General features: G+C 50.0%; 16 protein-coding genes and 1 other RNA gene. 8 read left to right on the plus strand and 9 right to left on the minus strand.

Annotation, left to right across the window (positions count from 1 at the left end):
• Nucleotides 1-8 precede the first annotated feature (8 nt).
• The 3 genes from FEK30_RS02810 (at nt 9) to ssrS (ending at nt 3,261) form a co-directional block, all read left to right on the plus strand.
• Nucleotides 9-2,336: a nitrite/sulfite reductase gene (locus FEK30_RS02810; protein ID WP_138071672.1), complete on the plus strand. Its 2,328-nt coding sequence runs from the start codon at nt 9-11 to the stop codon at nt 2,334-2,336.
• 139 nt (nt 2,337-2,475) lie between these two features.
• Nucleotides 2,476-3,042, plus strand: a complete 567-nt coding sequence (locus tag FEK30_RS02815; RefSeq protein WP_138071674.1) for a hypothetical protein — start codon at nt 2,476-2,478, stop codon at nt 3,040-3,042.
• 36 nt (nt 3,043-3,078) lie between these two features.
• Nucleotides 3,079-3,261, plus strand: a non-coding RNA gene (ssrS, locus tag FEK30_RS02820) — 6S RNA.
• A 39-nt stretch (nt 3,262-3,300) separates the two neighbouring features.
• Here ssrS and FEK30_RS02825 read toward each other — a convergent pair.
• The gene (locus FEK30_RS02825; protein WP_181445676.1) at nt 3,301-3,882 is read right to left on the minus strand and encodes a CPBP family intramembrane glutamic endopeptidase; all 582 of its coding nucleotides are present in this window, start codon (nt 3,880-3,882) and stop codon (nt 3,301-3,303) included.
• 13 nt (nt 3,883-3,895) lie between these two features.
• Entirely contained in the window at nt 3,896-4,969 is a 1,074-nt protein-coding gene (locus tag FEK30_RS02830; RefSeq protein WP_138071678.1) for a DUF3326 domain-containing protein, read from the minus strand.
• Between the two features lie 175 nt (nt 4,970-5,144).
• Between FEK30_RS02830 and glmU the strand changes: the two genes are divergently transcribed.
• Nucleotides 5,145-6,494, plus strand: coding sequence for a bifunctional UDP-N-acetylglucosamine diphosphorylase/glucosamine-1-phosphate N-acetyltransferase GlmU (glmU, locus tag FEK30_RS02835; protein ID WP_062436083.1), 1,350 nt, complete (start codon nt 5,145-5,147; stop codon nt 6,492-6,494).
• Nucleotides 6,495-6,529: 35 nt separating this feature from the next.
• Here glmU and FEK30_RS02840 read toward each other — a convergent pair whose 3' ends face one another.
• Complete coding sequence (locus tag FEK30_RS02840) at nt 6,530-7,330, minus strand: ABC transporter permease (protein ID WP_138071680.1); 801 nt, start codon at nt 7,328-7,330, stop codon at nt 6,530-6,532.
• A gap of 186 nt (nt 7,331-7,516) precedes the next feature.
• Between FEK30_RS02840 and FEK30_RS02845 the strand changes: the two genes are divergently transcribed.
• Together FEK30_RS02845 and FEK30_RS02850 are read left to right on the plus strand one after the other, a co-directional pair.
• Nucleotides 7,517-8,392: a nucleotide exchange factor GrpE gene (locus FEK30_RS02845; protein WP_255447927.1), complete on the plus strand. Its 876-nt coding sequence runs from the start codon at nt 7,517-7,519 to the stop codon at nt 8,390-8,392.
• Between the two features lie 52 nt (nt 8,393-8,444).
• A complete protein-coding gene (locus FEK30_RS02850) occupies nt 8,445-8,906 on the plus strand; it encodes a hypothetical protein (protein ID WP_138071684.1) in 462 nt (153 codons plus the stop codon).
• 36 nt (nt 8,907-8,942) lie between these two features.
• Here the strand turns inward: FEK30_RS02850 and FEK30_RS02855 are convergent, their stop codons facing one another.
• Nucleotides 8,943-9,401: an SRPBCC family protein gene (locus FEK30_RS02855; RefSeq protein WP_012308232.1), complete on the minus strand. Its 459-nt coding sequence runs from the start codon at nt 9,399-9,401 to the stop codon at nt 8,943-8,945.
• An 84-nt stretch (nt 9,402-9,485) separates the two neighbouring features.
• Nucleotides 9,486-10,685, minus strand: coding sequence for a Coenzyme F420 hydrogenase/dehydrogenase, beta subunit C-terminal domain (locus FEK30_RS02860; protein ID WP_168191109.1), 1,200 nt, complete (start codon nt 10,683-10,685; stop codon nt 9,486-9,488).
• A gap of 132 nt (nt 10,686-10,817) precedes the next feature.
• On the opposite strand from FEK30_RS02860, the gene FEK30_RS02865 reads away from it, so the two are divergent.
• Complete coding sequence (locus tag FEK30_RS02865) at nt 10,818-11,465, plus strand: hypothetical protein (RefSeq protein WP_168191110.1); 648 nt, start codon at nt 10,818-10,820, stop codon at nt 11,463-11,465.
• A gap of 28 nt (nt 11,466-11,493) precedes the next feature.
• Here the strand turns inward: FEK30_RS02865 and FEK30_RS02870 are convergent, their stop codons facing one another.
• From FEK30_RS02870 to FEK30_RS02885, 4 genes are read right to left on the minus strand one after another with little or no spacing between them, the layout of a single operon-like run.
• Nucleotides 11,494-11,754, minus strand: a complete 261-nt coding sequence (locus tag FEK30_RS02870) for a type II toxin-antitoxin system RelE family toxin (protein WP_030007420.1) — start codon at nt 11,752-11,754, stop codon at nt 11,494-11,496.
• Nucleotides 11,735-11,938: a RelB antitoxin-like protein gene (locus FEK30_RS02875; protein ID WP_223209935.1), complete on the minus strand. Its 204-nt coding sequence runs from the start codon at nt 11,936-11,938 to the stop codon at nt 11,735-11,737. The genes FEK30_RS02870 and FEK30_RS02875 overlap by 20 nt, the downstream gene beginning before the upstream one ends.
• Before the next feature lie 42 nt (nt 11,939-11,980).
• Nucleotides 11,981-12,892 (minus strand): o-succinylbenzoate synthase, encoded by a 912-nt coding sequence (locus FEK30_RS02880; protein ID WP_138071690.1) that lies wholly within the window; start codon nt 12,890-12,892, stop codon nt 11,981-11,983.
• Nucleotides 12,893-13,675, minus strand: a complete 783-nt coding sequence (locus FEK30_RS02885; protein ID WP_138071692.1) for a peroxiredoxin-like family protein — start codon at nt 13,673-13,675, stop codon at nt 12,893-12,895. It lies immediately after the preceding gene.
• A 111-nt stretch (nt 13,676-13,786) separates the two neighbouring features.
• Between FEK30_RS02885 and FEK30_RS02890 the strand changes: the two genes are divergently transcribed.
• Nucleotides 13,787-18,079 (plus strand): PAS domain-containing protein, encoded by a 4,293-nt coding sequence (locus FEK30_RS02890; protein ID WP_138071694.1) that lies wholly within the window; start codon nt 13,787-13,789, stop codon nt 18,077-18,079.
• Nucleotides 18,080-18,084: the final 5 nt, after the last annotated feature.

The following is an 18,084-nucleotide window of genomic DNA, read 5'->3' on the forward strand; positions in this document are numbered from 1 at the left end:
AACACCCTATGACCACGACGACAACTCCCAAAACTTGGAAAGAGGTCCTTGGCGATCGCATTCCGCCCCAGATGGCCGAAGAAATTGACACCTTTGAAAACCAAATGGCCCTCCGCTGCCAGGACAAACTCGACGAAAAAGTGTTTGCCGAACTGCGTCTTCGTCGGGGCGCCTACGGTCAGCGTTACGATAACGGCTTCCGGAATGATGGGGTCAAAGCCAAAGCAATTCCTTTTCCCAAAACAGAACTCACCAAAGGCCCCGATACCAAATGGCAGGCCCCAGGCATGCAGCGGATCAAAATTCCCTATGGGGGGATGACCGCCGAACAAATGGATGTTCTCGCTGACATCTGCGAAGAATATTCCGACAACATTCTCCATATCACCACCCGTCAGGACATCCAACTTCACTTCATTTCCCTCGATAATGTCCCGGATATGCACCGTCGCTTAGCGGCAGTGGGCATTACGGTACGGGAAGCCTGTGGTAACTCCGTACGCAACGTTACCGCTTGTCCCCTCGCTGGTGTTTGCCATGACGAAGTCTTTGATGTCACAGGCCATGCCCAAGAACTAACGGACTTTTTCCTCGGTCACCGGGATATCCAGGATTTTGGCCGCAAACTAAAGATCGCCTTCTCTGGTTGTGAAGATCATCCCTGTGGTCTGACTTCGATGCATGACCTTGGGTTCATCGCTAAAACCAAAGAAATTGATGGTGAAATTGTCAAAGGGTTCAAAGTTTATGTCGGTGGCGGCTTAGGTTCTGTACCGTTCCTGGCGAAACTCTTTGAAGATTTTGTGCCCCTTGAGGAAATTTTTCCCCTCTCCCAGGCCATTTTCCGGGTCTTTGCTCGCCTTGGGGAAAAGAAAAACCGCAACAAAGCCCGGATTAAATTCCTCGTGCAGAAACTGGGCCTAGAAGAATTTAAACGTCTGGTTACCGAAGAACGGGCGACTCTCGAAGCTGATCCCGGTTGGACAGCCTGGGTGGAGCGCCTCACTGCCTACGCAGAAAAAGGTAAACCCGCTCCTGTCGCTGCGGATCAAACCTTCGACCATGGGGAAGAATTCACCAAGTGGAAAACCACCAATCTCTATTCCCAACGGCAAGCAGGCTTCTATACGGTCGCGGTTTCTTTGCCCCTAGGAGATGCCACCTCGCCTCAGTTCCGGGGGCTGGCTGATATCGTCCGCAAATATACCAATGACACGGTACGGACAACCGTTGAGCAGAATATCTTGATCCGTTGGGTACATGAAGCAGATCTTCCTGCCCTCTATGCGGATCTCAAGGCGATTAACCTCCATAGTGGTGGTGCCCATTCGATCATTGACATTACCGCTTGCCCGGGTACAGATACCTGCAAATTGGGGATCGGTAGTTCTCGCGGTTTAGCTGGGGAATTACGGCGTCGCATGGCCCTCAAGGGTTGGCAATATGACCAGGCGGTCAAGGATATCCGCGTCAAAATCAGTGGCTGTTTCAACTCTTGCTCCCAACACATGGTGGCAGAAATTGGTTTCTATGGTTCTAGTCGTCAGGTACAACGGCGACGGGTGCCCCACTTTAACTTGGTACTCGGTGGGGAATGGGCAAATAATGCCTCTACCTACGGCAAATCCATGGGGGTTTTGCCCTCGAAGCGGATTCCCGATGTGGTGGAATTTCTCATTGATACGTTCATGCAGGAACGCCTGGAGAATGAGAAATTTACAGAATTTTTCAACCGCATTGGCCGTAAGGAAATGAAAGAGCGACTCCAGCCCTTCACGGAAGTGCCTAGCTACGAAGAAGATCCTTCGTTCTATTCTGACTGGGCGGACACGCGTGAATTTACCCTTGGGGATATTGGTGTCGGTGAATGTGCTGGAGAAGTGGTCACTCTCACGGACTTTAGTATGGCTGATGCAGAAAGCCTCCACTTTGATGCAACGGTGCTGCTTGACAATCCGCAAAATGGGGATGTTCAACTGGCGGCGGATAAGGCGATCGCCGCCATGGTTAGTGCTGCTCAGGCCCTGTTGAAATTCCAGAACATCGACATCAGCGATGATCCAGAAGTGGTGAGTGCCGAGTTCCGCAAGTATTTCTACGATACGGAACTGTTCTTTGATCCCTTTGCGAAGGGGAAATTTGCCCAGTTCTTCTTCTCCGCCCTGAAGCATAAAGACAAAGCCGCCAGCCTTGAACAGTCCCAGCGCTTGGTGGAAGAATCCCGTCTCTTTATTGAAGCGGCCCACGCTTGCAACGGTCGGATGATCGAGGCAGGGATCACCAGCCCAGTGAGCTTTAAGCAATGGCTCCTGAAGCAAGGATTTGGCATCAACTAAACGGCACAATGCTGCGTTAGGTTCCTCAGAAAAAATCGGGTGGGCAAAGTTGCTCACCCCATTTATGTCCGCCTTGATCTGCTTTAATGTTGCTCGAAGCAATTATTGTCTAAGTCGTCACTGAAAAGTAAAAAAGCTTGTGTATATTGAACGTTTTTGTGTAAAATTCCCGGCCCAAATGCCCGCTGGTTTTGATGAGGCATCGTTAATTGGCGTTTTTCAAGGATGGATCCGGGACGAAAAAATTGGGGGCACCTTAATTGATGTGGTGGACTATCGCCATGTGCCCGACGGCCCAGGGATTATGCTCGTCACCTACGAAATTAACTACATGATGGAGCACCAAGGGGGTTATGGCCTATATGCCCAGCGGCGCTGGAGTAGCGTGGAAAATCAACCCCACACCGAGGCGATCGCCGATTTAGTCCAGTCGGCGGCTAAATTTGGGAGCTTGCTTGAACAGGAAACAGAGATCACCCTCAAGGGCAATGAATTTCTCTACATCAGCAATGACCGCCTGAACGGGCCAAATACCGATGAAGGATTTGCGGCGGTGAAAGCGGATCTCGCCACTGCCTTAACCCAAATCTATGGTGGGAAAGCCTTCACCATTGAGCGGGTACAAAACAATCCCAAAGAGCGTCTGACCCTTTCTGTCAAGGTGGATAGTCCGGTGGCGATCGCCGAACTTTGTACGGTTGCATAAGGATAAAAAAATCCTTTAAGATGACTTCTAACAGGATCAAGCCTACCGCGTTGGTGACTACCAATATTGTTTGTTGATCTATGCTTGAGCTAATTGGGAAGCCGATTAAGTTCTCGCGGCAGTAAACCGAGCTTGTACTCGGAAACGAAAGCTGAGAGCTGTTCTTCCCCCCTGGATTTTCCAGGTCAGAAGCTGAGGTAAGACGGCGTGGCGGGTGCAAGTCCTGTATTTTTTTTGCTCAATTTTTGCCGCCCAAGGCTAGGGTGCTTCGTGGCGGAGCTTCCAAATCAGGCTTGAGGTGAAGTTTGTCACAATATGGGCAATCACAGGCACAAGTAAATTTCCGGTGGCGATCGCACTGTAACCGAGAATAAACCCAATTACCGTCGCCCAAACAGCATAGGACCATTGCTGGGCACCGCTGATGTGGAGTACCCCAAAAATCAAGCTCGATAAACAGAGGGCGCCCCATCCCAAGCCCAAGCCCGGTAGCATAATCCCCCGAAACAGAAATTCTTCACTCAGCCCCGGCAACAGTCCCAACCAAATGGCATCGGGCACGGCCAGAGGTTTGAGGACAAATTCAAGGTAAGTATCGACACTGCGACGGTATTCCGCCCAGACAGCGTAGAGGAGACTGCTGGCGCCAATGATCCCCAAGGCGATCGCCACCCCCTGGATAAGAGCCAGCCCCGAAAATTCCCAGGCCAAAAGTTCTACATTGCCGATTAACCGCCAGAGATTTCCCACAATAAACAGCAACAGCGCAGTGATCCCCATAAGAAGGAGCACCTGTTGGCGGGATAACGGTTCTAAGGGCGGTTGGTTGGATTGATTCACAATAAATATCGATCTAGATTGCATTGAGGGGGGGCACAGTGGGTCGCAGACTCGAAAAATCTAATCCAGCACGGTGGGCGACCATGATCCCAATTGCCTCCAAGTATGAGTCTACCCGACGGGCTTTAATCCCAACGGATTCTGGAAAAATGCTTAATGCAGTGTCATTTTCGTTTACAGCAATGATCAATGTTTGGGTCTGGGCGAGGCTCAAAACGGCACTACCGCCGCAGGCACTGGCGGGGATCACCAGGCTATCGACCTGATCCGCCCAGATCTCTCCGGCTTGGCGATCGCCTTTGGTGACAAATTGGGGTGCATAGCTCAACCCGGCCAGGATACAGGGCAAAAAAGTGTAGCCTAATTCCTCGGCAGCGGCTTTTGGGGAAAGTTCCGGTTCAATGGGTAACGGTGCTAATGCCGGGGCATGGGCGCAGGGAATTTGAAATTTTTTCACGAGCAGGTGAGAAATCACTGCTTCAGCACCCGCGAGGGCATCGACCCCAGATCCCTGGCGATACTGGGCGAGTAACTCACTATCTTCGTCGTCAGGAAAGCGAGCCACAACGGCGATCGCCTCCACTTTGGCCTGGGTAATTAGTTTTTCCGCCGCCCGCAACAAACTGCCCACATTTTCAATCGTCCCCCAACTGACCCCCGTTTCCGAAACTTTGAGGGTGACATTCAAGGGCGCATCCGTCACAACATAATCTGTGATCGGCAAACCTAAGGTCGCGCGGCAAGCTTCGGCTCCCTGGATGTGACGGGTTTTTAATTCTGCTTCAATGCCTTGATCGAGGAGTAATCCCACTCTATTTTGTCGCACGGGTCGTAACCCCCAGTTCCCCGCAGCGAATTGATCGAGGCCATAGCCTTCTACATAGAACGTATTCGCCATGGGCCAAAACAGTTGCGCCCCGTTTAAAACATTGGGGTGGGTAATCAGACGATCGCACACCTGGGCCATCAGCCGTGCAATGGGAATCCCGTCCCCCGCATAGCCACCAATTTTCGCGCCGATCCCCGTGGGGATGATCAGCATTGAGGTGTAGGGAGCAGTGCGGCTTGGGGTCGGTGCGAGGAACATAAAAATTCACTGGAAAAGAACGTTTGAGAAATTTAGCACTAATCCGGTAACCGCTTCAGCCCCCAGGTTTTTGGGTGTAAACAAGAATCTTCTCCGGCACCGATGCCGGAAGTCCCAAACAATACGATATACTCCACACTGAAACGATGTCAGTCAATCGAACACAGCAAAGGCAATGGTAGCGGTAGCAATTTTAGCAGCAGGCAAAGGTACACGGATGAAGTCGGATCTCCCGAAAGTCCTTCATCCCCTCGGCGGGCGATCGCTCGTGGAACGAGTGATTGAAAGTTGTGCCCTCATTAAACCAGAACGAATTTGCACCATTGTCGGTTACCGCGCGGCTGAGGTAAAAACAGCCCTGGCCCATTTGCCCCACCTAGAATTTGTTGAACAAACAGAACAACTCGGCACCGGTCACGCTGTCCAACAGCTCCTCGAACCTCTCAAAGATTTTGTGGGCGATGTCGTAATTCTCAACGGCGATGTGCCTCTCCTGCGCCCTGAAACCATCGCAGATCTCGTGAGTACCCACCAGAAAAATAATAATGACGCAACCCTATTAACGGCCCAACTGCCGAATCCCACGGGTTATGGTCGTGTATTTTGCGATGGCGACAACCTAGTCACCCAAATTGTCGAACATCGCGACTGCAACGATGCCCAGCGCAAGAATAATCGGATCAATGCGGGTGTCTACTGTTTCAAGTGGGAAGTATTGGCCGAGGCGCTACCCAAATTAACCACCAACAACGATCAACAGGAATATTACCTCACGGACGTTATTCTCCATTGCGATAAAGTGATGGCGATGGATGTGGCGGATTTCCAGGAAATTAGCGGTATTAATGACCGTTTTCAGCTTTCGGCAGCCTACGAAATTTTGCAAGACCGCATCAAGGAAAAATGGATGAAGGCCGGGGTCATGATCCACCAGCCCGATACAGTCACCATTGACGACACCGTGCAGCTCGAACCAGATGTGATGATCGAACCCCAAACCCATCTGCGGGGCAATAGTTTGATCAAGACTGGTTGCCGCCTAGGGCCGGGCAGCTTGATTGAAAATAGCGTCATTGAAGCCAATACAACAATTCTCTACAGCGTGGTGAGTGATAGCCAGGTGGGAGAAAATGCTCAAATTGGCCCCTATACGCACATTCGTGGCCAGGCTAAGGTTGGGGAGCAATGCCGGATCGGGAATTTCGTGGAGGTCAAAAAATCGACCATCGGCAACAATACCAACATGGCCCACCTCTCCTATATCGGCGATGCCACCCTAGGAGCAAAGGTCAATATCGGCGCTGGGACGATTACAGCGAACTATGACGGTGTGAATAAGCATCAAACAGTGATTGGCGATCGCAGTAAAACCGGAGCCAATAGCGTCCTGGTTGCGCCCATCACCATCGGCGAAGATGTGACCATTGCGGCAGGCTCAACAATCACCAAGGATGTGGATAATGATTGCCTTGTTGTCGCCCGGGCTCGCCAGAAGGAAATTAAAGGGTGGCGTTTACAGTCTTGAACGGGGAAGCAGGCGTAATGGGGAATCAAACCTGATTAAAATTGCCGCCGACTGAAAATAAAGATGGCGATCGCCTGGAGCAGAATCACATAGACAAGGCCATAGATTGCGCTGAGTAGTAGAGTTTGGCCATCGGGAACCACCCCATAGACCACCTCATTACGGAAATTGAGACGCGATAAATCCGGCAGAACTTTATAGAGATTTTCGGTGAGCCATTGGACGCCCGCATTTTGGCTCAATTCCCCTAATTTCACTAAATCGGTGCTGAAGTGGCCCATCAGGTAAATCCCAAAGGAGAACAAGGTCGCCAACAGAGAACTGGTAAATACCCCAAAGGCGATCGCCACGGCAATGATCAGCATTAGCTCAATAAATAAATAACCGAGGGAAAGGGAGATTGGCCCCAGCGGCACCGTTGACCCTTGCCACAACAGCGGCATCATACTTTGTGACCAGGCCAAAAGCGCGAAATAAATAATTCCCATGGCAACTAACATCACCGCCACCACCGCCGATAGCCCCAGATGCTTCCCGACGATCAGTTCAGCGCGGCTAATCGGTTTGGGGATCAGCACCAGGATTGTGCGTTTTTCAATTTCTTTGTTGACCAAGCCTGTGCCGACAAAAACAGCCACCAGCACACTCAAGATACCGATCATCCCCAGGCCAAAATCTACGACGATCTTCGCCCCTGCTGTCGCCGACACATCGGGTAAGATTCGTACCGCCAGGGCAAACACCAGACCATAAAACCCCAAAAAATACAAAATGCGATCGCGGATCACTTCTCGAAAACAATTACTGGCGATCGCCCAAATGCGCTTAAGATTCATCGCTTTTCTCAACAGGACAAGCATCAAGGAAACAGCATATCAAGATTTTTTCATCCCGCAGCGAAAATGCCCCGACAAACACCCCAAAATCGTGATTTTTTAACGATTTAATAAAAAAGGCTGCATCCCTTCTCAGCCATGGGTGAGAATGCCAGAGTATCCCTACAGACAAAACTGTCCCTCCCCATGAGCCATCCCCACGCTGCCCAACTCCAAACCCTCATGGCCCAAGCCAATGTGAGCGATGTCATTCAACTGGCGGCCTATTCGCGGGTCGCAGCGCGGCAAATTTACCGACTGCAAGCTGGGCTCATTCATAGCATCCCCGTCGAAGCCGTGGTGAAATTGGCTCAATATTTCGATCAATCGGTGGATGAATTTCTCGCTCTATTTCTGCCCACGGGTATTCAGCCGTTAGAATTTACCCCCAAAACGACCCAAGCAACTGGGATTGACCCCGCCGAACTCGAAGCGCTCCAGGCAGAAGGCGATCGCCTCCGCGCCCAACTAGAAACCCAGGCCATCAACCACGCCGAGGAAATCGAGCAGCTCCAACACCATCTCCAAGCCCAGCAGCAGGAATATACCGACAAAATCGATCACCTCCAACAACAATTAACCGACCAAGCCGAAGCCCAGACCCAGCAAGAAGAAACCCTCAAAGCCGAGTATGCCCGCCTAGAAACCCAACTCGACAGCCAACAAGCGCAAAATGAGCAACGCTGGCAACAGGAAGCCCTGGATATCCTCGAAGCTTGGCTGTTGCAATGGTCTGCTGCTGCCAAGGCCGCCCAAGACAATGCCCAGTTCCCCGCTAGAACCCTGGTGGCCCTCACGCAGCCCTTTGAGCAACTCCTCGCGAGCTGGGACGTAACCCCCATCGGTATCGTTGGTGAAATCGTCGATTACGACCCCCAGCACCATCAATTGGTGAAAAATCACGGTGATGTCGGCCCAGGGGATGCGGTGGTAATTCAAAATGCGGGCTACCGCCAAGGCGATCGCCTTTTGCATCGGGCGAAAGTGATCCATCAGGAAGAACCCAAAGGGACAGAAAACTAAGGTTTGTCATTGAATCCTAATCTCCAAGCCCTAGTGAGATGACAAATCCACCATGCGCATCCTAAAAAGCACTCCCCGCCAACTACATATCGAATTTCCAGAAGAATGTACGGCCCAAGCAACCTTAGGAATCGTATTTGTCATTACGGCGTTACTTTCCCTAGGATTAGTACTGATGGCAGGAGGGGGCGAAAGTCTTTTTTTTCTAGTACTGTCAATAGTGGTCGCAGTTTATTGCTTTTTAGAAAAAATTCCCTACGCCTGCTTAATAGACCGCACCGCAGCACAGCTAAGCATTCTTCGTCGCAATAGTTTAGGTCAGCAGCAGTCCCTCATCTACTCCATCAACGACATCGACACTGTAACCGTAATCCGAAATGTGCGCCGAGGGCGGCCTTGTAGCACCAATGTTTGCTTGAAGTCAGGTGGGCGATCGCGGCTAATGTCCTACCAATCCTGTGCCGCTCAGCACCAAGTTGCAGATCGAATCACAACTTTCTTGCAAAACCCATAGCTACATCTGGCTGAATTGATGAAACACTCCAGGGATCTAGACAGAGGTGGGCGATTGTTCCTGAAGATTTTTAACATAGTCCCGGAAACGGTGGAGATCGGCTTGAATGGTTGATTCCACGACCCGGCCTAAGAAAAGATTATCCATTACCTGCCCTAAAATACCAGGGATATCGTAGGCGATGCTGAGGCGAACAATGGTTTTGCCATGGCGGTCATAGAAACGGATCGCCCCCCGATTTGGCAGGCCATCAACGGATTCCCACTGAATAATTTGGTGCTTAACAACCTTTGTGATCCGAGAGAGCCAGGTAAATTCAAAGGAGCCACTGGCCAATTTCCAGCGGGACAGATCTGGGTCGTCCTTGAGGATGGCGACAGAATCAATCCATTTCATCCACTGGGGCATTTGTTCGAGATCTGACCAGAGTTCCCAAACGAGATCGATGGGGGCGTCAACTTCTACCTGTACGCTGTGCTCTAGCCAACCTGACATAAAACTTTATAAAACAAAACATCCCCCTCACTGTAACAGAATTCCCGAATGAATTGGTACCGCTTCTGGAGGGGGAAATAGCCCCTAGTCTTTAGGCAGTTCGTACTGGGCGACGATTTTTTTCGCAAACTCTGGCACATGGGCTTCCAGCTTGCCTGGGTAATTGCGGCGGATATAGAGATAGTTCCGCGTAAAGTGAGAATCAATGGAAAATTTTGCGTACTCTAAACCCTTCGGGCCAATTTTTTCGATTACGACTCCCATCAGTTTCGCGGCCCACATTGGTAGAGTAACGCCCTTATCGTAAGCAGGAATACTATTTTGCACAGCGGCCCGGCGATCGCCTTTAGAACTAACCGGCTGCGTTTCAATTTGATCGGCGACGAGATCAAACATTTCCTGGCCTGTTTCGTTGCGCACCACCATCCACTGCCAACCGAAGGGAGCGCCCATATAACCCACCACGAGATCCGCTAAACCATTGGTATAGTCAAAGCAACTCATACAAGACGGTGCAAACACATCCTTCAGTTGATTGGTTTTTAAGCCAAAGAAGGGGACTGTTTCCGTCGAACCATCCTCATGCTTAAAATGCACCTTAAAATCCTGCATGAACTCGTAGTAAACCACCGTTTCCGGGGAGCGACTGGTGGTATCGAGGAATTTCTGCAAACCCGCGCGAGTAACATTATCCACACAGGGCAAACCCAAAACATAAAGTTTTTCGAGGCCCAATTTATCCTGTACTGCCCGCAAAGCTTGGATCTGGCACCCGACACCGATCACCAATAATTTCTTAAATCCCCCCTGTTCAATCTGCTCTAGGATCGTCAAGTTAGGCGAGAGGGTTGGCTTGTTGACCCGGGCGGCGAGGATTTCCTCTGGGGTAGTGGCGATGATCGGCATCGGCTGAAAACGATCATCCGGGGAACTCTGCACACAGACCACGCCTTCTACCAGTTTTTCTTCGAGCATTTTACAGGCGAGGGAACTGACAATCCCCGTCCACTGCGCCCCTTCGATGGGTTCCGTTTTCCGGGCGGCGACCATTTTTTGATGCACGCCAAAATACATTTCCTGCTCTTGGTCTAGATCCCGCTTGCGGCCATGGACTTTGGTTTCGAGCTTGTCAAACTGCTGGTTCAGAAAAGCACAGGCTTCTTTGACATAGTGGATAAAATGGGTGTCACAGAGACCACAATCACTACACAGGGCCTTGGCCGGACGGACACTTCCCCGGGGTAAACCTTTCGCTTTCTTGTGGGCAGGAATTTGGGCAGTCATGGGCAGCAGAGTCGATCAAAGAACAGTATTTGTCAGCGTAATGGAAAGGATTACCGGAAAGGGAGCTTTTGTGACGAACTGTAACGCGATCGCTGTCAAGATGATTGAAGACCAAAAATCAAGCAGATGACCATGGAGATTCAAACCAAGTCAATTATTAACAACTTGACCCAGGCGACAGTAACCTGTGAGGGCTTCTGGGAAAAGGCGATCGCCCCTAATCCAGATTTAGCGATTCAACGGGCAATGGAACGATTATTGGGCCAACTCAACCAGGCCTTAATCTTAGTGGACTATTTTGAATTGGTGCCTGAAAATCAATTGTCCGTGTTCAAGGAAAGTATTGCCGTTCTTGGGGGCTTAGCCGATCACTACTTTCTCAGTGAAACACCGGGTTTATCTAATTCCCTGGGGTGGGGGCCAAAGGGCATCGAGTTGCGGGGCCAAGTCAAAATTACCCAAACGCAGGTAACGCGAGTGCAACAGTTTGTCGAGACAGCCCGCTACAACATCGCTCTCCATAACTGTGAACATTTTGCGAACTATATTCTCCATGGTTTGCCCCTATCTTCCCAGCAAACGACTTGGCACAAAGGTCTCGGAGCAACGGTTATCGCTCAACTCCAGCCAAAACAAACCATCACCGAAAATATTTTGGCAGATATCAATCGGCAGTTTAAACACCGTCTTCAGGTTGAACGGGCAAAACGAGCCAAACAAGAGATTTATCAGTTTTGCCAAGCCCACCAGATTGAACTAGAACCAGAGGCGATCGCCTAAGTTTTTATCAACAAAGAGTCGTTTCTACTTATTCATAAACATTTTGGCGATGACCAACACGAATAATTTCAATGATTAATGCATTTTTTAAGACAGAATAAATAATGCGGTAATTGCCTTTGCGAATACGATAAGTTGAAGACATCCCAGCCATTTTTTTACAACCATTAGGATAGGGATCAGCCGCTAAAGATTCAACAGCTTTAATAATTTCTGGAATAATCTGAGGTTGAATTTTTCGAAGTTCTTTTTTTGCTGAAGCTTTCCAGCTAATTTGGTAGGAGTCCATCAGCTTTTAATTCTTCGATAAATACTTGATGTTCTGTTGTTTCTTCTTGTTGCCGCTGAATGACGATGGCAAGGTCTTCAAGCTCTTCAAGTAGCGCTTCAAATTCTCGGATGGGTAAAATGACTTCTGTTTGTTTCCCGCTTGAATCTGTGACATATTTCGGATGCAAATCTGCAATATTCATAATCATTACAGGTGTTGGAAACGGATATTCAGCATCGTAACATCAAATCCACTGGGTGCCGCCCATACCCAAGGCTCGTCGGGACTGGACAAAATCCTGAGAAAAATTTAAAAGTGCCCGTTGGCCGACTGCCGTTTCAAAAACAGTAGAGAGTACAAAATCCAGCTTTTTAGTTTGACAGACATCTTGAAGACGGGACGGAAAGCCGGCGATCGCCAATTTGATCACAAAGACACCGCGCCACCCTTGGCCATAACAATGTTTTAAAGAAGCGATCTGGGAAACGGACTCATCCAGGGCGATTTGGGTCTGAAATGCTGCGTTTAGCTGCAATAAATCTGAAAAATGCCCAGGAGCTAAAGGTTGCTCGATAAAGTCTAGTTTTACTTGAGATTCCCCCCAATCTAACCATTGTTTCGCTTGTTCTAAGGTTAAACCACCATTGGCATCAAGGCGCAACCGACCATCGGCGGGCAAGGTTTCCAGGATCTGCTGGCAGAGGGCGATTTCTGTTGCGGGTGTATCCAGGGCAATTTTCAGTTTAAAGGTGCGAAATCCTTTTTGTAGTAAAGTTTGTAGGTCTTGGAACAGGGTGGGCGATCGCCGGATTAACTGACAGAATTTTATAGGGTGTAGAGGGGCTAAATTTTCGGTACTGGCAAGATTAAGTTGGGCCGTTTCAAAACCGAATTGACAGGCTGGCAGGGCATCGGGAATCGCCGCAATTTGCCCATCAGTAATGTTTTCCCCAAAGGCAGCACAAAAGGCGATCGCCTGCTCAAGGGTTTCTGTCCCAAACCACGGCAAAGGCGCTATTTCCCCCTGGGTAATCTGTCCCATTTCATCCCGGAGCGACAGAATAATGCCCTCCCGCACCGTCCACAAACCATGGTGAGTTTGCAGAGGCGTTTTAAAGGGGCGGCGGTAGGGGGCAAAGCGAAATTGATAATTCACCTACGCGACCCGCTGCACATCAGGAAGATTTTCCAGGAAGGTCAAAGGCCGACTCATATTTGCCGCAAACCCTAAAATGTTTTGGTCGCAGTGCTGATATTGCAACATGCCATCGGCATCAAATAAGAATGTTGCTCCTCTTTGGGTCATATACTGGGCATCGGGCACGTAGGTAGACCAATTCCCCAGGACTTCGGCCATATTTCGCAGGCGGAGGGTCGCCAATTCTAAGGGCCGCTGAAACCCTTTTCCGCCAGCCGCCGCAAAAAATTCTCCTTTTAGGGCTGGTAAAGGAGCCGCTTTAACGACTTCATCATCGGCAAACAGTTGGGGTGCTTTTTTATCCCCTGTATAACCCCGCAAAACTTCCTTGAGGGTGCCCGGACTGCCAATGCCAGCACACATCAACATCAGATTCACCCAAGCATTTTGGCCCGCTTTGAGTCCGGGAATTTTCCAGGTTAGACCGCGATATAGACCCAGTTCCTGATGAATCGTTGCCTTGGGATCGATGAATAATTTCTCGGCCGGGAAACCCGTATAGTCACAAAATTTTTGACCAGAACGGCGATCGCCAATGCCCACCGCGACATAATCTACCCGGCGACAGAGATCGGCATCTTTTTGGAGCCACCAAGCATACTCAAGACTGTCAAAATCGCCGAGTTGGGATAGGATCAGCACCATAAGGGGTCGAGTCAAACCAGACGGTACCAACGGTGTCAGTTGACCATCGCTCACCCGCTGCCGTTCTGTGTGTTGAAAAAACTGAAGATAATCCACGGTTATTGGGAAACATTTAGGATAGAGAACAAGGGTTGCTATGGAGCCATAGCCTCGCCTTCGTCAGGATAAACAGATTTCTTTTAAAAATGCTACAGTGCCTGTCGCCCTATGGTTGCTACTCATTATAGTGTTGCGGTTTTATCAACGGATATCAGCGTTTACCAACGGCTGCAAACGCTTTTGGTAGGGGAACAGGCTGAAGATTTACAACTGGTTTGGCTTGATTTGACGACGGAGTCTGCCCTGCAAAGTTTGGGCCGCCATGATCTTTATCTCAGTGATGCACCACTGCCTTATTTGATTGACCATGCTGAAGTGCTGCAACGGTGGCCTTGGATTGGGTTGGCGAATGAGGTCGCGCTACAGGATGAAATGTTGCGCCTTGGGGTTTTGGATTGTTTTTTGTGGTCTGAACTGACGGGGCCGCTGCTGGTTCATACGCTGCGGGTTGCCCTACGGACGATGTTGGGCCATGGCCAGGGGACACTTTCGCCTGCACCTTTAGGTGATTTCCAAGGCGATCGCCTCCAAACGTTGATTCAAAATATTCCGGGCACCGTGTATCGCTGTTTAAACACGGCGGAATGGCATGGGATTTATTTCAGCGAAACCATTGAACAATTGGTGGGTTATCCTGCTGCGGACTTTCTCCCAGGGGGCGATCGCCATTATGCGAGCCTAATCCACCCCAATGACCAGGCCTTTGTGCGCCAGATTATTGAGCGTAAAGTGCAGGAGAAAAAACCCTTCGCCCTTGAATATCGCCTCAAACATCGCGACGGCACAGTGCGATGGGTCGATGAACGGGGACAAGGGGTCTTTGATGACCAGGGAAATTTGCTGTGGCTCGATGGGGTGATCATTGATATTTCCGAGAAAAAGGCGATCGCCCTCGAATTAAACCAACAGGCCATCCACTATTACGAAAAAACGCCGGCAATGTTGCATTCGATGGATGCAACGGGGCAAATCCTTGCGGTTAGCGATCGTTGGTTGCAGGTGCTGGGTTATGAACGGCGGCAAGTTATTGGCTGCAATGTAACTGATTTTTTGACACCAGTTTCCCGCCAGAAAGCCCAACAAATCCTCCTGCCCACCTTAACGACCCAAGGCTCCGTAGAAGATGATGCCTATCAGTTCATCAAGAAAAATGGCGACATTCTAGAAGTGGAGTTGGCGGCTGTCTGCGAACAGACAAACCATCACTCTCGGCTATTAGTCGTCTTGACGGATGTGACCGCCCGTAATCACTTAGCCCAACAGGTAAACCGTTATCAAACCCACCTCGAAGATCTCATCGAGCAACGCACCCAAGCTCTCGCCGCGAGTCAAGCCCGCCTTGCCCAAGCCCAGGCGATCGCCCAGATTGGCGTTTGGGAATGGGATGTCCAAGCAGATCAAACCTACTGGTCTCCAGAAACATTTCAAATCTTTGGCTTTGCTCCCGGTGAAATTCAACCCAATGCGGAAACTTTTTTTGCACGGGTGCATCCCGACGACCGCGATCGCATTCGAGCAAATATCGAACGCATTTTTACGGGTCAATCCCTCCCAAGTTCTGAATATCGCATTATTACGCCCGACGGCGAAGTGCGTTATCTCAAGGACTATCATGAGCTAAAGCTGGATAAGCAGGGACAACCCAGTTTTCTATGGGGAGCCGTTCAAGATATTACGAAAATGCAGCAGACCCTCAATGCCCTGCAAAAAAGTGAAACGCGCTTCCGTGAACTAGTTGAACATATCGACGAAGCGTTCTGGATCAATTCCCCTGACCCCACCGAAGTGATTTATGTCAGTCCGAATTACGAAAAAATTTGGGGCCTTAGCTGTCAAAGCCTCCTTGATGACGGTACTTCTTGGGTAAAAGTAGTACACCCAGACCACGAAGAGCAAATCCAACGGGCGATCGCCCAGATGCAGCAGGGCCAAAACTTCGATGAAGAATACCGGATTATCCGCCCCGATGGGGTTGTGCGTTGGATCTATGCCCGCTCTTTCAAAATCTACGACCCAAACACCAAGCAACTGTTGCGCCATGTGGGGGTCATGACCGATGTTACCGAACGCAAAGAAGCAGAACTCAAACTACAGTCCCAGGAAGCGCGCCTACGAACAATCTTCGACCAGGCCGCCCTGGGGATTGTGCAAATCGACCGCACCAATCATTTCTCTCTGGTCAATCAAGCCTTCTGTGAGATCTGCGGCTATAGTGAAGCAGAATTACAGCAGTTCACCTGGCAAGAACTCACCCATCCTGAAGATATTTGTATCTGTCATGAGGCACGGGCAAAGCTCGACCGCCGCCAAGCTGCCAGTGCTGTTTTAGAAAAGCGTTACCGTCACCGCCTGGGACATTTTATTTGGGTGAAGGTGATTTGCTCTTATATTTACGATGACCAGGGCCAACCAGAATATCTTTTGACCATTATCGAAGACATTAGTGCATACAAACAAGCGGCGATCGCCCTGGTCGAAAGCCAGCATCGCTACCAAAAAATGGTCGATGGCATCCCCGCGATCATCTACCAATATTCGCCCCAACGGGGTGGTTTGTTTTATTCTCCCCAGGTGGAGCAGATCCTTGGCTATAAAGTGCAACGTTTGCTCAATGAACCGGAACTCTGGCATCAATCGATCCACCCAGAGGATCTCATCGATGTCGATCAAGCCCTTGGCGAATTACACAGTGGCGCAAAATTTGAAGTGGAATACCGGATCTGTGATGCCGCCGGCAATTGGCACTGGTTCTATGATTGCTCTTTTAATATCCATGAAATGGATGGTGGATATCTGGTGATTAATGGTTTTGTCCTGGACATCACGGAGCGGAAAAACTTTGAAGAAGCACTCCGCCATCGCCTAAAACTTGAAACGATGTTGGCCGATATGTCCCATCTGATGGTCGTTGAAGCTGAGCTAAATTTAGAGGAAGTTTTAGCGTTACTAGGGCGTACTTTCCAGGCAGACCGGGTTTCGGTGATGCTTAGTCAAATGGAAGCCAACTCTGTCAAACGCCTAGTGAACTGGAATGCCGGCCCTCACCTCGACCTCGACGAAAACTTTAACACCATCGATCTCAGTGCCTATCCTTGGTGGTTAGACCATTGGCAGCAACAAAAAGTCATTCTCTTTGATCGCCAACATCCCCTCCCGGAAACGGCAAAACCGGAACAGACATTGGTCGCTTACTTGGATCTTAAGGCGGTATTGTGGGTGCCGATTCAGGATGCAACCGGGCAACCCTGGGGTTACATTGCTTGCTCTTCGACAGCGGTAGATCATCTGCTGTGGTCAAAGGAAGATGCGGATATTTTGGCGATCGCCGGGAACTTAATCTACAACTATTACCAGCGGCAGCAGGCCAATAAGCAACTCGAACTGGCGAAGGAATTGGCGGAGGCTGCAAACCATGCTAAAAATCAGTTCCTCACGAGCATGAGCCATGAACTGAGAACGCCCCTGAATGCGGTCCTAGGCTTTACGCAAATTATGGAGCGATCGCCTGATCTCTCAACAGATCACCAGGAATACCTCAGCATCATTCATCGGTCGGGGAAGCACCTCCTTGCGTTGCTCAACGATATTCTTAACCTGGCCAAATTTGAAAAGGGCACCCTACAACTAAACCCCAACCTGTTTAATCTCCATGATCTCCTGGATGATCTCGCCCAAATGTACGCCCTCGAAATCCAGCACAAAAATATCCAGCTTGATATCCATTGGGACGAACAAGTGCCCCGCTATATCAACGCCGACCAAGCAAAACTCCACTCCGTGCTGCTCCATCTTTTGAATAACGCCCTCAAATTTACCGACAGTGGCTGCGTTCAACTGACGGTCAAAACCCTGGCGCAAAATCCCCTCCGTCTCCGGTTTAGCGTCACGGATACAGGAATTGGCATTGCCGAAACAGATTTCACCAGACTCTTTGATAATTTTGTGAAATTAGAAGCTGGCGATCGCCTTGGCCAAGGCAGTGGTTTAGGCTTGGCTCTCAGTCAAAAATTTGTCAACCTCATGGGGAGTGAAATCGTTGTCAGTAGCCAACCAGGGATCGGTTCTTGTTTTTCCTTTGAATTAACCAGTGCGACCCCAGCCAACCTCATGCATCTGACCCTCTATCCTCCCCAAGTACGGGACGAAAAGCTGCCCACTTTAACACCAGAAATGCTCCGACACTTTTCAACGGAATGGTTAACGGCCTTTCACCAAGCAGCGATCGCTGCTAGGGCCCAGCACCTCAAAGCCCTCATCGATCAACTGCCGCCCCAGGCAACGGCGATCGCCCGTGCCCTAGAAATCCTAGTGCAAAAATTCGCCTTTGATACCCTGGCCAAACTCAGCCAACAAAGAACCCCCAATGACTTTTCTTCATCAAAGGGGGAAACTGGAAGTTAGCCTAA

Source organism: Picosynechococcus sp. PCC 11901 (assembly GCF_005577135.1).
Taxonomy (GTDB): domain Bacteria; phylum Cyanobacteriota; class Cyanobacteriia; order Cyanobacteriales; family MRBY01; genus MRBY01.